Source organism: Fulvivirga marina, from assembly GCF_016775155.1.
In the GTDB taxonomy this organism is placed as follows: domain Bacteria; phylum Bacteroidota; class Bacteroidia; order Cytophagales; family Cyclobacteriaceae; genus Fulvivirga; species Fulvivirga marina.
Genome location: NZ_JAEUGD010000064.1, coordinates 90484 through 106964, shown reverse-complemented (window position 1 = coordinate 106964; position 16481 = coordinate 90484). Strand labels below are relative to the sequence as shown.

Genomic DNA, 16481 nt, shown 5'->3' with positions numbered 1-16481 from the left:
GGTGTCTTGAACTGGCATGCCCTGTCATGTCATATTCCAAACACCTTCAGAATTCTACTTGGCTCCCGGAGTAAATATTCTTTTTAACTGGTTGATTACCTGGTCGTTTCCGGATACGGTGATCTCTCCAATTTTTTCAGCAATCTTCTCAACGTATTCCATCTCTTTGAGCTTGAATAACATCTCATTTTCTTCCATAAGCTTTGCTGTATTTAACAAACTTCTGGTTGAAGCCGTCTCTTCTCTCCTGGTGATCACGTTGGCCTGAGCTTTCTTTTGAGCAATCAATACCTGGTTCATGATCTCTTTCATATCACCGGGCAATATGATATCTCTCACTCCACAGCCTTTGATAACAACCCCCAGCCCTTCTGCTTTATCCTTTAAGGAGTTCATTACATGCTCACTAATAGTCTCCTTGCTCTCAAGCAATTCATCCAAAGTCAAAGTACCTATATACTCCCTTAGGGCAAACTGCATGAACACATACAACTGCTTTTGAAAGTCCTTATTTTCGACTACGGCCTTAGTGACATCAGTGACTTTATACTGCGCGTAAAAGTTTACCCTCAGGGCAGCCTTATCTCTTGTCAGTATCTCCTGACCTGAAACTTCCAATTGCAATTGTCTCAGATCTACCTTTGAAACGGATACTTCTTTGGCATTTTTCCAAAAGTAATATTCTCCGGGTCCAAGGACCTTCTCTGCTTTATTGTCTACGAAAAGCACACCATTTTCGAAGGATTCGACTTTACAAACCCTAACAAAAGGCACGAGCTCTCTTCGCTTAATAGCCAATAGGTCTATAGCCTCAGTGATCTCGATTTTGCTCAAATCAGCTTTTACAAAAGAGTACTCAACAACCCCCTTCCAGAAAGCATACTTCCCGGGTGTTAATACAGCTTTGAAATTCGCATCCTCATACTGCAATACTATTTCATTATCACCAACATCCACTATTTGCAGATGACGAGCCAACTCCGAGTCTCTTAAAAGCAAATTAAGTTCGATGGAAGGATAGAACGGCTTGGACAGATCATATTGCACAACTGTTTCAAATGGAGTAATCCAATAGTTACCTTCTGTTACTACCCTTCTGTAATCTCCATTTTTGAAGATTAAACCTATTTTTCCAACATTAATTCTAATCCTTTTCATCATCTTATATATTTATTCATTCATATTCATTTAAAATAAAAAGCAGTTAAAGTCAGACCATTCTTCTCACGTGGAATCATCATTGAGTTTGAATTAAATTCCTTGGTTTTCTTTAAGGGAACACTTTTTTCTGATCTGCCCAAAATGGACTTCACTTACTTTTAAGGTCAACTTCAAGAAAAGCAGTGGATTCGTATCAAACGGTATCCTCATAATTTCGTAACATCATCAGAACTGCGCCATCGTGTCGAAACACCATTTTGCCAGCCTGGCTTCTTCTGCTTTTTTAATAGAGCCATTTTCAGAAGTTGGCATCTTCAAACGGAACCTAAATCCGGTGTGTTATCCATTACACTATCTCAATTTTACGGATTGAGAGTGGGATTCGAACCCACATTACAAAGGGCTTGTACTCTAACCAACTGAGTTATTCCGGTATTACCCGAAAGAGGGATTCGAACCCTCGACATCAAGCGTGCGAAAAACAACATCGGGAGGAGTAGCATATCCCAATTCTTACCTTAGGATACTATGGAGCCATACAGAAACTCTCATCAGGTCTCTCACCTTCTGTTTTTTTCGTGCTTCCCTTTAGGGGAAGATTTTTAGTTCCTAACAGGAACAATATTTTTGATACTTTAAAGAACTTACTATTGCCAAATGGCACTGTTGCCTCTCTCCCCGGATTCGAACCGGGACTTCCCTTTAGGGACTCATCCGGCTATAAATGCGCTTCCCTACTCAACTTCTCCGAGTGGTTTTTCGGTGCTTCTGCAAATTCTGTCCATTTAAGGGCTTGCCCTAAACGGCATGTTCCGGATAATACACGGTTACGTCTAACTTTTACCGCAGCACTTCCTTTTATGCTAGAGAGAGTTTGTGGGGATGGCAGGATTCGAACCTGCTCAGCCATAAAGCACCAGATTTACAGTCTGGCCCGACTCTCCTCCGTCGGCGCATCCCCAATAATTTCAATGTCTGAGAAGCAGGATTCGAACCTGCGACCTCCTGCGTCCAAGGCAGGTAAACAACCACCGTTATCTTCTCAGTTTATTTCCCCCGACCGTTTGTCGGGGGGCATCTTGCACATGTTTTTGTATCCTTGTGCGTTATTGATGGTTCAAAGTTGAAGGGGTGATGCGCAATCTTTTTGCGCAGTAAATATTATTTTGTTTTTTTTATGAAAATATTTTTTGGAGCACCTCATCCCCGGCCCTTCTCCTCAAGGAGAAGGGGGCAAGTCCTCTCCTTGAGGAGAGGATTTAGGTGAGGTGTTAATACATTAATTATGAATAATTTACATTCAGGTGCTAGCGGCAACGACTTTAGAAATGCTAAAGAAAACAGACAGCAATTAACCTTTGCTGAGCAACTATTGTGGATGCAACTCAGGAACAGGAGGTTGAAGGGCTTTAAATTCAGAAGACAGCACCCTATATCGGCTTTCATAATTGACTTTTACTGTCATCAGTGTCTTTTGGCTATAGAAGTGGATGGAGGATATCATGAGGATCCTCAGCAAATGGAATACGACATTGAAAGGACTCGTGTGCTTGAGGAATTGGGGGTTCATGTAGTTAGATTTAGTAATGATGAGGTAGTGAAAAAGATGAGTTGGGTATTGGAGGAGATTGGGAAGCACCTCATCCCCAGCCCTTCTCCTCAAGGAGAAGGGAGCAAGTCCTCTCCTTGAGGAGAGGATTTAGGTGAGATGATCAAAAAAACAGATTAAATTATGCCAGTAAACAGAAATGCATTAGTTCGCTATAAAACCATAGACAACTGTCTTAGAAACAGGTACAGGCTCTGGACTCTTGAAGATTTAATCGATGCCTGCTCTGAAGCGCTATATGAATATGAAGGTATTGACAAGGGGGTGAGCCGAAGGACAGTTCAAATGGACATACAAATGATGCGTAGTGACAAGCTTGGTTATCATGCCCCTATAATTGTTAAGGATAAGAAATATTATACTTATGAGGATCCTGATTATTCCATTACGAATATTCCTCTTACTGATCAGGATCTTGGAAAGCTAACCGAAGTAGTCGATATATTGAAACAGTTCAAGGGCTTTACTCATTTTCAGGAGTTAAGTGGAATGGTGCAAAAACTGGAAGACAAAATACATGTTAGCAAAACCAAAGAACGCCCTATAATTGACATAGAGAAAAATGAAAACCTGAAAGGGCTTGAATATATAGACCCCTTATATCAGGCAATTAGTAGCAAAAAGTGCATTGAACTGACTTATCAATCCTTTAAAGCCCGCAGTTCTAACACCTTTATCTTTCACCCTGCCCTGCTAAAGGAGTTTCGAAACAGGTGGTTTGTATTAGGTAAAAAGAAAAGTAAAGACACATTCCTGCTGCTGGCACTAGACCGGATTGAAGAAATTAATGATTCGGATAAATCCTGCATGCCTTTTGATGAAGCATCTATTATAAATTTCTTTAAAGATGTAGTCGGTGTGAGCGTAAATAGCGGAGAAGAGCCTCAGGAAGTGATGCTATTAATTGAACACTCTAACGCTCCGTATGTACTCACCAAGCCTATCCATCATAGTCAGCAAATGGTGGAGAAAAATGGTCAGGGTGTTGTTATTTCACTTCAGGTTCAGCATAATTTTGAATTAGAAAGAGAGATTCTGGGATTTGGCGACTATATAAAGGTAATATCTCCATCACGCTTAAGGTCAAGGATAAAAGAAAGGTTAGCGCATGCCAGCGATCTTTACAATACAGAATTAAACAAAAGCAGGGTCAAACACTTTGGTAGAAAGCTCGAAGCCAGGGGCACTGTTATGACTAATCATGTATATACCCGCAAGGAATTATCCAAAATGGGCTCTCTTCTACATCATTACAAATCGATTAATGAATTAGAAAATGGAAAGGTATATGCTATCAGAAACTTACTGAATAAGATACCTGAGCTAAAGGTATTTCTGCTTAACAGAAATCTTAAAACGATCTTATCAAATATTGATGAGAATCTGTTTCTGACCAAAGCTCTGTTCTTCAATAAACCACCTCAGTCTAACTGGTACGTGACATGGCATCAAGACAAAACCATCAATGTTGTCGAAAAGACAGAAGTAGATGGTTTCAGTGGCTGGACCAAAAAGGAGGACCACTATGGAGTAGTACCTCCGGAGGAAATTTTGCTTAACACCGTTACGGTACGTGTTCATCTCGATGATGCAACTGAAGAAAATGGAGCGTTAAAGGTATTGGCGGGTTCGCACAACAAAATTCTTAATGATCACGAAATAGAACTGGTTACCGGAAATAGCATTGCCTCTACGGTCGAGGTAATGTCTGGAGGGATACATATCATGAAACCCCTGCTTCTACACGCTTCTTCAAAAACTACCAATAACAGAAACAGAAGAGTAATTCATCTGGAGTTTAACTCAAAAGAATTGCCCGGTGGGTTGGAATGGGCAGAGAAGTCAGTAGTAGTACACCCTGATTAACCGACAACAGAACAAGGGTGTCTACCTCTTCTCAAAAACCAGTCTGGCGTGACCTAGCACCTCCCTTTCGAAGCATACCTGACTAGGCCTTACCCTGAGAACGGCTAATTGATGACGAAGCTCATTATCAACAAGTAGCTTGGGTAATAAAGAAGCCAGCCACATATATTTTTTCAGCTCAAACCTGTAAAACCTTTTGGTCCATTCCTTATTCGTCTGAACATAATCCAGTCTGCCATCGCTGTAATATATGTTTTTGAAGTAAGGTTCAGCCATTCTGATGATGTGCTGATGTCCATAGGGCACCCATGAATTCTGCGTATGATTAAACAATAGTGCCAGCAGATAGCGAGTTGAATCTCGCGGTGCTTCGATATGAATATCTTCGTAAGGGATCATGTTCTTCTCGAAAGTCATGCTCTGCATGTAGAATCTACCTCCTTTATCAAGCAAGTTGGAGACATGCCGGAAGTAATCATCATAAACTTCATCCTGCTGACCATTGAGGTAGTCTTTTACCGATGATACATATTCAAAACTCCCAAAAGCTGTAACGGCATCAAAAACACCAAAATCCTCAGGTTTAATATATCGGTTATCTTTAAGGAAAACATTAAGCCCCTGCTCACGGCAAGCTTGTACCTGGCCATCTGAAAGGTTCACTCCAATGCCTCTGGCCCCTATTGTTTGCTGAATATGTCTAAGCCAGCCTCCCCAGCCACATCCCAAATCGAGCACCCTGCAACCTCGTTCAATGCCTAGCTGATCGGCTACAAATTCGTATTTTCTAATTTGGGCTTCTTCCAGTGACAACGTATAATCACCATTGTACATTGCATTGCTAAAATGGGCATTTTCGCCAAGGCTTATTCTTATGAACTTATCTATGCTGGTATAAGTGAAGTCCATCTCCATTTTCCTATCCCACACTTGTCCGTCCTTTTCACTTAAAATGGGCCATTTATTATTGATTTGAGTAGCCCTGGTGCCAAGGTCTTGGTTTGTGTTCATAGGTGTTTATGGTTAGGTAAAGATTGTTGGTCAGAATTTACACAATTTTTGTGACTAATACGAGTAATCGCTGGTATTGGGGCACTTAAGCTGCGGTAACTCAAGCTTATTTCATGCTTAATGAATTTCAGATTTTACTACTTTTACCTCGTTAGAAAATTATATGGCTGTATCTGAATATTTCTCAAAACTGTTTAAATGGCAGGACCCTGTTATCGTTATGCCTTATGGGGGCTATGCTAACGATGAGATGATACATGCTCAGGCACGTGTGTTGGAGGATGAGGGCATCAAACACTCTGCAAGTGATTCCGCTCTTCGAAATCTTTGGAACTCTTTTAAGCGGTTTGAATCAGATGAGAAAAAAGGTGCCAGAGTAAAAGTAACATGGGGTGATCAGGAGAAAATCTTTATTTCTGATAAAGAGGGTTATATCTACCTGAACGAGCCTTTGCAACAGGAGTTTCATCATAAGACAACGCTTTGGATACCTGTTACCTTTCAACTCATGGAGGGCTCCAACATCATCCATCAGATAACTTCCCAGGTAATGAAGCCCGCACCGGAAGCTGAATTTGGTGTTATCAGTGATCTTGACGACACCGTTATACAAACCGGAGTTTCTTCCACTTTAAAATGGAAATTACTGGTCAACTCTCTCTTTAGACATAGCCACAACCGCATGCCCTTAGAAGGTGCACAGGAATTCTACAAACTACTGCATAAAGGAAAGTCGGGATTTGCCACCAATCCATTCTTTTACCTTTCTAACAGTCCCTGGAATATTCATGACTACCTATGTGCTTTCCTTAAGAAATACGAATTTCCTCAAGGTCCGGTACTGCTAAGAGATATTGGTATTAGCTGGCCTAAAAGGAAGTCTTTTATGGAAGGTAATAAGTATATGAAAGTAAAGCACATCATAGAAACTTATCCGTCCACCCCATTTATCCTCATTGGAGATGCGGCCGAAATAGATGCTGACATTTATCTTAAAATAGCCAGAACTTTCCCGGGTCAAATCCTTTCCATATACATCCGGGCTGTAAAAAAGCAATCGCTTATAAGACGAGTTGAAAGTTTAATTGAAGCTAATACAGATATTAACGTGGTACTTATCAGAGAAAAGCAGGAAGCTATAGAACATGCAAAACGGCAAGGATATATTGATAAAATTTAGTGATCAGTGACCGGAAACGGTAATCGGTGTATAGATAAGGAAACATGTTTAGGCAATTCCCTGATCGGGAAAAGTGTTTTATTTTACCCACAACGGACTATGCACAGTTTGCTGTTTTGCAATTCTATGATTTGATGGTATATTCCAGCATGAAAAGAAGCTATAAGCAAATGTCGTTGTCTATAAAGTTGCTTAAAGTTTTGATGTGCCTGTACGTAATTACCACTTTAACCGGTTGCAGTGATGACGAGTCGGGCACTGCCCCTATTCATAATCCTCTGGCCAATCCTGCCGATGGACCTCCTGCAGGTAATCCAGGAGCGTCATACGTCATACCCAATGCAGCTACTCCGGAAGATGTATCTTCTCCCGATCATAAGGTTGGAAATGGTACACCTGAAAGCTGTACAGGACAGGTGGTAGTAGATGCTATTGCCAAGGGGGGTAAAATAGTTTTTGACTGTGGATCGGAACCTATTACCATCACCTTGCCTGAAACTGCCAAAATATTTAATGATGCCAATGATGAAGTTGTCATAGACGGAGGCGGGCTTGTAACACTGAGTGGCGGTGGTGTGAGAAGGATACTTTATATGAATACTTGTGATCAGGACCTGCACTGGACAACTTCACATTGTCAGGACCAGGACCACCCAAGACTGACCGTACAGAATATAACCTTTGCGGATGGCAATTCCGTTGCAGATACCGAATATAGTGGTGGTGGCGCCATCTGGGCCAGAGGGGGCAGACTTAAAATTGTTAACTGTCGCTTTTTCAATAACATCTGCGCGTCTACCGGTCCCGATGTTGGCGGTGGAGCTATCCGGGTTTTTGACCAGTTTCAGGACCAGCCGGTATATGTAGTAAACAGCACGTTTGGTGGCGCTGAGGGGTATGGCAATTCTGGGTCTAACGGCGGTGCAATCAGTAGTATTGGTATTTCATGGACAATCATCAATTCACTCTTCTCGCACAATACAGCTGTGGGCAATGGGGGTAACCCCGCAGAAGCAGGTACTCCTGGTGGCGGAAGTGGCGGCGCCATTTATAATGACGGTAATCAAATGACTCTCAGTATATTTGGATCTCTGATTGAACAAAATGAAGTAAATGCTTATGGCGCAGCTATTTTCTTCGTAACCAATAACCATACAGGCAATATCGTTATTGACGAATCTACAATCAGAAATAATAAGGGGGGCTCCTGGTACCCCGTGTATCCTGATATTTCTATGCATAGCGACACGGACATATCCGTATCAAATTCAGAAATAATTGATTAATTTATTTTTCTATTGAAAAGTACCTAATGCCGGGACTATTCCGGCATTAGGTACTTTTAGACATTATTCCAGTTAACCCTTATACGTGCCCTTCCCTGATCGTCAGTGTAGTTTTCAATATTTTTAAGTCCCTCCAGAGACTCTTTATTGGCCAGTTGAAGAGCGATATCACCGTTTAAGGTCATGGCTGTCTGGGCATCCATTAACTGAAGATCAAGCCCTTCAAGTTCCCCGCCCGTTAAAAGTGGATTGGGAGTGTAAACCAATTGTTTGTTTTTATCGAAGGGGCCAAATTTTTTTCGTGCCTGCTTTATCCGGTTATGGTAAGGGTCATCTTCTACCCCATTAAAGAACCCATTGACTATGAACTCCTTGAAATTATCGTAAACCATCAGTTCTGTAAAGGTTACTGCATACAGTTCATATACTTTGGCATTGTCTTCATTGTGGTGCAGGTCATGTAGGTTATAAGCGTATTGATTACCTGTAATGGACTCTCCAAAGCACAGGAACTGATCAGGGTATCCACCCCAGGCATGTTTCCATACCTGAGGGTGGTTCCAATAACCCATATCACGATATAATGATGTTCCGAGTCCGAAAATGCGATAACTGCCTTCATAAATCTCCATACCATTGCCATACATCAGTAGCTGCTGATGAGCTTCTGGCAAACTCAGATAAATCTGCTCTTCCAAAGAGTTCTGCGGAAATTTATCCGGATCCAAGCCGGGATACTTTACAAGTGTGTCCTTTGCTCCCTTATCTATTTTGACATTTTCCTTTTCCAAAAGAAAAGAGAGGAATTCTTCTACCTCAATGTCAGAAAGGTTGTCTTTATTCATGGTTTTATGGTTTGGATCATGTCAGATAAACAGATCATTTCTGTTGTAAACAAAGTTATAAATACAGCGCATCTATCTTATGTATATTTATAATAATTGCCATCAAGTTCACGTACAACAAACTGGTCAATCACCCGGCCAGCATAAACGCCACCTCCTACAAGGCTGTTTGACAGTTTGGTTTGAGAGAACCATCCGTAAAACGAATATGGCACACCAGTTATACTGACATCCGGCACGTGACCAACCACATTACCAGATGGGTAAGTGTTTGGTGTTGCAGTGTTGGTACCTTTCCTTTCTTTACTCGCAATTTGTCCTGCCTGGTAGCCCAATGAACCTGTAAGTTTTCTATCCGTTGATACCGCAGTAATGCTCCCCCCCTGGCTTGCAATATATTTATTGGCCAAAGCTGTGTAGTTGCGCACGTCACTTTGAGTCTGGGCATCCAAGGGCTTTTTATCCACGTTTACCCGATCGTAAAAATCAACAATATAAGGATTTCCTCCTGGTTTACCTGCAAGCTTCGTTGCCCCTTGAGCTGAAGGCAGGTTTTGAAAATTCATAATTACAGACGGCCCTCCCGGATTATAAAACGCAGGGGAAGTAGTATAACTTGCTCCAGATGAAAGCTTGGCAAGGTCATTTTTAAGGTTTTTAAGGCGTGTTTCAGCTCTTTTAAGTTGTGTTTCAGCGCTCTTTAACTTTAAGAGTGCTGCATTTTTGGCAGTTGCATTTTTGGCAACGGAAACCTTAAATTTCCATTTGCTCACTTCTGTCTTATACCGTTTTCTAGTGGCGGTCCAGCTTTTTATACTGGATTGTAATTGCGCTTTCTTATTAACCTTAACATACCCGGAAGGATCAGTGTATTTCAGTGGATTATTACTTACATAAGCAAGCAGATTAAGACCATCTATTGGTCCACCAGGGTCAGGATTAAGCCACCTGCCCATCCATGGAGCATAGTATCGTGCACCATAATAATATAACCCCGTTGAGTTATCTCTTTCCTTACCTGTGAAGTGATAAAATTTAAGCTTTACCTCCGCTGTAGATTGCCCGGATAAAATGGCTGTACCTCCAAAAGGAAAATATTCTTCGTAGCTGATGATATCCGCATTAGTATCTGTTTCCAGTGAGACAGAGTTCTGCAAGTTATCCAATTGATACCTTAACTGTGAGGTACCGGTAGGATGTTCATTATTACCAATTTTCCAGTAATACCTCACTAATGCACATGCACTCTTATTCATTACCCGCAACATTTGACGTTCGGTTTTCACCGTTTTGGTATTGCCCGAAACACTGCTGGTTCTGTATATCTGAAAGTTTCCGATATAAATGGTTTCGTCAATTTCTGTGACAGTTTCCTGCACCAGCCTTTCAATCACTTTCCTGACTCTCTCCTTGCCAGGATTGTATCTAAAATAATCTGCATCATTGGTGTTGTCAGGTCTCTCTATAATACCCGCGTAGGAAAGGTTACCTGCATAATCCCAAGAAAGGTTTACAGTACTTTCAGGCTTTAATTTAAGCATGTTGCCCGCCTCATCTGCAGGGACATTCTTAAGTAGGTTATTGCCATCCGATATTTCATTAACCATAGACCATGTACCTGAAGCTGCTGTATGTTTCTTAAGTGTAAGGTTTCCAGAGTTATCATAGGTATATTGTTCGGTATAGTTCTCCAGCTTTTCAGCATCATTGGGGTTTATATTTTTAATGAATTGACCATATTTTCCGGAAGTATGGCTCGTCCCCAAAGCCTGATGTTGTCTTCCAATAGCTATTTTCAACTGGTATATACAATCGTATGTATAATCACTAAGTGGTTCTATTTCCTGACCACCATTATAGATTGTATCGATACTGCTGTCCCTGGATCTGGTGGGGTTATCCACCGGGTCATAGGTATAAGCAATGTTCTGTAATACTGTTGGCCTGTCTCCTTCAGCAGCCCGTGTTGTTCTTATAAGCCTGACATTGGCGGTAGTATTTTCAATGACCTGTGTTGTAATGCTGCCATTAGCATAGGCTGTTCTGGTACTTGTACCAAATTCATCATAAGTGGCACTTTCTATTACAGTTTGCTCAGTACTATCTGCAAATTTCATGTACACTTGCTCCACCAATCCTCTTAAATTATAAGTATAGTTGGTTTTGGTACCATCAGGAGTGGTTTTATCTATGAGAAGTGCCAGGGCGTTATAGCTGAGATCTGTAGTATAAATATCGGGCTCCATCGGCACACTTCCGGGGTCAGACCAGTCTATCTGATTTTTATACTCAACCGCCAGTTGACGCCCTGAGGTCATCATTCTGTTCTGGATGTTATAGTCAGGTATGGTGATGATTCCGGCCTGATCATATAACCTATATATCTGCCCTATCAGGTTGTGAGAAGCGGCGTTATCCAGACCATCACCATACTCTATTCGTTCCACCACTCCTGACCATATCACCTCGCCAGTGCCGTCAGTCTCCGTCAAATATTTTCTGAGAGGCCGCTGTAAATGGTCATAAAAAACCCTGATTTTGATATTGTTAGGGTCAAATTGCAAAGCATTGTTTTCGAAAATATTCTTCAACACCTTCCGCAAGCCTGCATCAGAACTATTAATACTCCATGCCTCTGTTTCATCCATGGGGTATTCATTCTTCAGACTGTAGTAGCTCGTCCCTTGTTCGGTATTTTCATAATAAAGTCTGGGGTCAATCACCAGCACCTGCCTGCCTTCAACATCTACCTGAATAAATGTGGTTAATCTTCCCTGAAGCAGAATGTCATTAATGCCTTGTTTGATGGATTCATATACGGGATCCAACTGTAGACTGAACCCATTAAAATATGGTTGATATTTATCTGTTAAATATCCCTGGGCATCCAAATAACCCTTATTTACGAGCTCATTCCAAACATCAACAGAAGTTATTGGTGACTGTACAATGCTTTCAAAAGCGTTTTCAGAAACCTTCCCCAGGTTATCCTTGATTTCCCGAATTATCGAGCCTGTACTGTCCAATATCTGACGTAGTGGAGTGTTATAGCATAATGCTGCTTTATCCAATGCATCTTTTTCATCCTCCTGCTCCACAGTTGGATTGCCTGGGTATGAAGCCATGAAGGTTTTATAAAAGACAGCGTCCGTTACTGTATCATTCTCATCATAATAGGCAGTCTGCCAGGGTGAATAAATCGTCTTGTTAAAGAACCCTTTGGGTGTATCTTTTCTAACTACTCTGCCAATAGCATCGTAATGCGTGATCCATGGTGGTGGCACAGCTCCGGAAGCTGTTACCTGCTCTTGTGTTTCATATTGATAGATGTTGCTGAAGTAAGGTATGTATTCTTCAGCTATCTCGCCCTTATTATTGTAGACCACCCTGCCGGAAACAAGCCAGCGATCATTACTTTGCTCTACTATAAATCGACCTTTCTCTTTCTTTAGTGTGCCGAATTTATCGAACTGCAAGGCAGGTCCCGGTTCTGCATTGATCTTTCTTTCAATGGATCTTCCCGAACCATCATAATAATTGATGAGCTTTCTGATAGTAGCCGGATCTGACTCGGGTTGCTCTGTATAATATTCCTCTCGGATAAGGAGTATGGAGCCTGCCGGTTGGTTATCGGCCATTTGCTCATAGAAATAGTAATGTGTAGCCCCTTGTAAATAATAGTCGGGATGCTGCACTACATCTTCAAAACCAATTTCACCTCCATCTGTTGCATGTAACCTCGGGGTATATTCGGCTGGCTGCCCATTAACCGGATAAAGTCTCATGCCTCCAGTTAGGGAATCCCCGGCTTCGGTTCCTATAATTGAGACCACTGCCAGCTCACCAAGGGGATCAAACAAATACTGATGGATATTATCATTGATATCGGTAAGCTGCTTCACCTGTACACACTGATAATCCATTTCCAGTACTTGCCGGTGAAAATCGTTTTCGCTGTAGTATGTCTGTATTTCTTGTATATTCAGGTAATACCCGTCATAAAGCAATACTTCTTTCTTTGCCAACGAGGGGTCTTGTGTCCTATCAACCGGGATGTTGGGATATGGGTTAGCGATGGATTGTACTTGAAAAAATGCCTGAGGTGTAGTGTCATCATAATAGTAGGTCACCTCCCCCCTGTTCCACCAATAATTGCTCTCGTAAAGGTTGAAAAAATACCCTCCTATCTCACTTACTTCTGCAGCCTGAACATCATTACCATAAGTATCAGCGACCCATATATCCGAAAAGCTGGCTTTATCTATGTGATGCAATAACGCTCTGCTGCTGATAAATCCCGGACTTAGTGCGTCAGTTTGTTCTTCGTTCCAAAACAGCGTAATCTGCCATGATGTCAACATAACCGAAAGTCCGGTGGCATCTGGCGTATTGCTGTATGGAATAATAGTTTGGAGTGCATCAGCTACCTGTAATCTTACCTCTTCATATCCAAAATAGTTTCCTTGACTATTGTCGAGTTCAAATAGCTGATATGATCTGTTTTCATAAGGTATGCTTATGTAGCGGTATGTCTGGGTAATGTCATTATACTCCTCGGGGATGTTGATATACTCTGTAACGTTGAGAATCGCGGTTGTTTCAAGCTGTTCAGGGTAGATCACACGTTGTGCATTTGTTCTTCGGGGCAGGTATATCAGACAGCTTTCAGTCTCATGCCCAAAATTGTCCCAACCCACAACAAAAGATTGCGTTACCTGAGGGTCAGTGGGGTCCTGGTCGTACTGGTAATCGATGCTTTCCATAGCTATTGCCCTGAATACTCCCAGTTCAACCCCAAAGGGTTCCTGAAGGGCCTGAACCCGGTAATTATGCATTTCAACACTGTAAGGAATGCCATTGCCAACCTCAAATATTTCCTCTCTTATTAACCTGCCAGCAAGAGCTATTCTGGATTGTTTTTGAGCTTCAGTGTCTGTATTTACTTCATAAATGGAGGGTGGAAAATCAAGTGCTTCGAGATCTCCATTGAACTGTTCCCTTTCCATGGCAAAGTTCAATGCCTCTTCAAGCTCGTAAGCCCCCGTGTGATACCACTGCCTGGTTAACACCGGAGGCACATAAAGGTTCTTATCCAGAGCCTCCACAGGATAGTAAGGGTTGTTGCTTTTGAGTATCTCCTCATAGGTCTGAGAGTCGGTAGTTTCCACGTAACCAAAACCACGAAACTCTCTCTCCGCAACATCATAGAAGCCGTTGTGGTAACTATATGAATTTGTAGTTACCGTTCCCGCAATCTTATCCGTAAGGGTTGTTTTACTAATTAACTGAATTGGAAATGCAAGCTTACTCACCCATGGCTTTCCAGCTTTTTTATCTTCCAGATAATAGCTTGTGGAACTTTTATATTCAAATGAGGTGGTCAGCCCACTGCCATTCTCCATGGTAGTTAGCAGGTAGGGTTTCAGACTCTGTTCACTATTCGCTGGCTCAAAGCCCGTAAAATCAATAAAGTAGTGTCTGGGTGTATCGTCAATTTTGGTGAATACGAGGCTGGTGGTTCCGTTACCGGTAACATCCGCAAACTGTATTTCATCTAAGTCTGAATAGGGTTCGGGAAGCGTAACAAAAACAGGATCGGCAAAACTGTTCCCGCTCTGGTTAATATAGATCTCTACCTGGTCATGATGAACATAGGCGAGATCTGTAGTACCCGTACCATCGATATCCGCAAATTTCAGTCTTCCTTTGGCCAATCCTTTAGCAAAGGATGGTGCATTTCCCATGGTTATCACCGGGCCAAAGTTGCCGTAACCATAGCTTGGCCAGCACAGGACACTTCCGCTACGTATCTCTACCCGATGCGAAAGTCCATCACCAAACATATCCTGAAAGGCTACTACACCACGCACCAGATTTTTTTCTGCATGTGGAAAGCCTTCCTGACGAATTTGACTATACCCCTCACCATATCCAGTATAGCCTTCTGATGGATATATACTGATAAAGCTTTCTTCCACCTGCAAGATATCACTTCGCCCATCACCCGTGAGATCAGAGTGTTCTACAAATTCCCCATTCCGTAATGTAGGCATTTGCTTAAAAGGAGTAAATGGCTTCCATTGATGGTCCTGCCCGATTTTATAAAATCCGGATTTCTGAGGAGAGTCTACTACCAATTCCAGCTCAAAATCTCCATTGAGATCAGACAGGGAAAGTGTAGGGTTGGTGAGGTCATTATCTGTTGGCACCCTGATGAGTGACTGAGGTGTATTATACTTTCCATCACCCAGAGGTTCGTAGTAGAGAATATTATCAGGAACACTATGAACTATACCACTAATACCCTCACCATAAAGGTCTACTGGCAAATATTGTCCTTTATCCAGGTATCCTGGGATTTGATATCCGCCATCAACTTCCAGCTTTTTAAATCCTGTTGCCTCATTTGGGTTGAATTGAGAAAAACTGAATAATAAGGCAGGGGATGATTTTTCATTGATGGCGCCGGTTTCTAACAACTGCACCCCTATTTCCTGCATTTTTATGAGCTTGCTGACAACCGGATCCGCCTGATAGGTCAGTTCATATTTCCTTACTAGCAGTGGTTGCTCCCCCGTATGCTCTTTAAAGTAATTAAAACATAATATAGACTGGCAAAGCCTGTAGGTACGTATTTCGAACCCGGCATTATAACTCGAAAAAGGATCTTCTCTTACAGCCCATTCGGACGTTTTTTGACCCTGGGCATCATATTCTCCATAATTAAAGCACATGCGGTATGCAAACTGCTCATTGCTTTCATCATCCAAATAATTACCATATCGGACCTCTGATATGTATCGATTGGCCGTAACAATTCGATTCTTTTCAAACACGAGATTCTCTACATTGTCAGAATTCTCACCTTTGTAAAGATATTCTATCTTATTCCCATGTGCGTCTTCCTGATGTTCAACCAGCCATGTAAATACCTGTTGTGGATCATCAGGGTTAGCCACTCTTCCCAAGGTAGATTCGCCTAATACAGAGAGCATATTATCCCCGTTCCGGATCTGCCATTTGGATACTCCGGTTGCATCGTTTACCCAAAACTCAAGTCCGGGATAGTCCTTCTCAAACCGAACAACGTAATAGGCAACAGTCCATGAGACTCCTTGTTCGGTGACATTTTTGGTTATTGGTTTTCCTGCATCGTCGTGCATGGGAACCAATTCCTCCCCGCTGCTGAGCACAAAACGATCACCTCTCCTGTACCTGGGTATTCCCAGATTAGTTTTCCTGGAAATGGACAGCAGATTAACATCGAACCCCAGACCAAAAGGGCCATTACCTCCGGTAGACCTGTAGTTTAATGATATCTCCGGCTCAAACCCTCTTGCATCAAAGGTGTTGAGGGGTATATTGATAGAACCTGTGCCGCTAAAGTTATCATGTTTATAGCTTTCACCCAGGCCTTTAAGGGCACCCCCACCTTTAGGCAGGGAAACACGATCAACATTAAGTTTATTGGCAGGCTCCTGGTCTGCAGCAACTTCAAGAGGTGATTTGTCAGTCATTTAATC

9 protein-coding genes and 3 tRNA genes are annotated in these 16481 nt (G+C 42.0%); 4 read left to right on the top strand and 8 right to left on the bottom strand.

What is annotated here, in order from left to right; all coding sequences use genetic code 11:
* Positions 1 to 54: 54 nt before the first annotated feature.
* The 5 genes from JMN32_RS19355 to JMN32_RS19335 form a co-directional block, all read right to left on the bottom strand.
* Positions 55 to 1161: a slipin family protein gene (locus JMN32_RS19355; protein ID WP_238354549.1), complete on the bottom strand. Its 1107-nt coding sequence runs from the start codon at positions 1159 to 1161 to the stop codon at positions 55 to 57.
* Positions 1162 to 1526: 365 nt separating this feature from the next.
* Positions 1527 to 1592: transfer RNA gene (locus JMN32_RS19350), tRNA-OTHER, on the bottom strand.
* Between the two features lie 287 nt (positions 1593 to 1879).
* Positions 1880 to 2071 (bottom strand): hypothetical protein, encoded by a 192-nt coding sequence (locus tag JMN32_RS19345; RefSeq protein WP_202858018.1) that lies wholly within the window; start codon positions 2069 to 2071, stop codon positions 1880 to 1882.
* Positions 2039 to 2122, bottom strand: a tRNA-Tyr gene (locus tag JMN32_RS19340). The genes JMN32_RS19345 and JMN32_RS19340 overlap by 33 nt, the downstream gene beginning before the upstream one ends.
* Positions 2123 to 2135: 13 nt before the next feature.
* A tRNA-Pro gene (locus JMN32_RS19335) sits at positions 2136 to 2207 on the bottom strand.
* 239 nt (positions 2208 to 2446) lie between these two features.
* Here JMN32_RS19335 and JMN32_RS19330 point away from each other — a divergent pair.
* Positions 2447 to 2851, top strand: a complete 405-nt coding sequence (locus JMN32_RS19330; RefSeq protein WP_202858017.1) for an endonuclease domain-containing protein — start codon at positions 2447 to 2449, stop codon at positions 2849 to 2851.
* Between the two features lie 42 nt (positions 2852 to 2893).
* Positions 2894 to 4636, top strand: a complete 1743-nt coding sequence (locus JMN32_RS19325) for a WCX domain-containing protein (RefSeq protein ID WP_202858016.1) — start codon at positions 2894 to 2896, stop codon at positions 4634 to 4636.
* Between the two features lie 21 nt (positions 4637 to 4657).
* Here the strand turns inward: JMN32_RS19325 and JMN32_RS19320 are convergent, their stop codons facing one another.
* A complete protein-coding gene (locus JMN32_RS19320; protein WP_202858014.1) occupies positions 4658 to 5647 on the bottom strand; it encodes an SAM-dependent methyltransferase in 990 nt (329 codons plus the stop codon).
* A gap of 163 nt (positions 5648 to 5810) precedes the next feature.
* Here JMN32_RS19320 and JMN32_RS19315 point away from each other — a divergent pair, with 163 nt between their 5' ends.
* On the top strand, positions 5811 to 6827 hold the full coding sequence (locus JMN32_RS19315) for an App1 family protein (RefSeq protein ID WP_202858013.1): 1017 nt from the start codon (positions 5811 to 5813) through the stop codon (positions 6825 to 6827).
* Between the two features lie 44 nt (positions 6828 to 6871).
* Positions 6872 to 8113, top strand: coding sequence for a hypothetical protein (locus JMN32_RS19310; protein ID WP_238354548.1), 1242 nt, complete (start codon positions 6872 to 6874; stop codon positions 8111 to 8113).
* Positions 8114 to 8169: 56 nt separating this feature from the next.
* On the opposite strand, the gene JMN32_RS19305 is transcribed toward JMN32_RS19310, so the two are convergent.
* Positions 8170 to 8958: an SMI1/KNR4 family protein gene (locus tag JMN32_RS19305; protein ID WP_202858012.1), complete on the bottom strand. Its 789-nt coding sequence runs from the start codon at positions 8956 to 8958 to the stop codon at positions 8170 to 8172.
* Between the two features lie 77 nt (positions 8959 to 9035).
* Positions 9036 to 16475, bottom strand: coding sequence for a SpvB/TcaC N-terminal domain-containing protein (locus tag JMN32_RS19300; RefSeq protein WP_202858011.1), 7440 nt, complete (start codon positions 16473 to 16475; stop codon positions 9036 to 9038).
* Positions 16476 to 16481 lie beyond the last annotated feature (6 nt).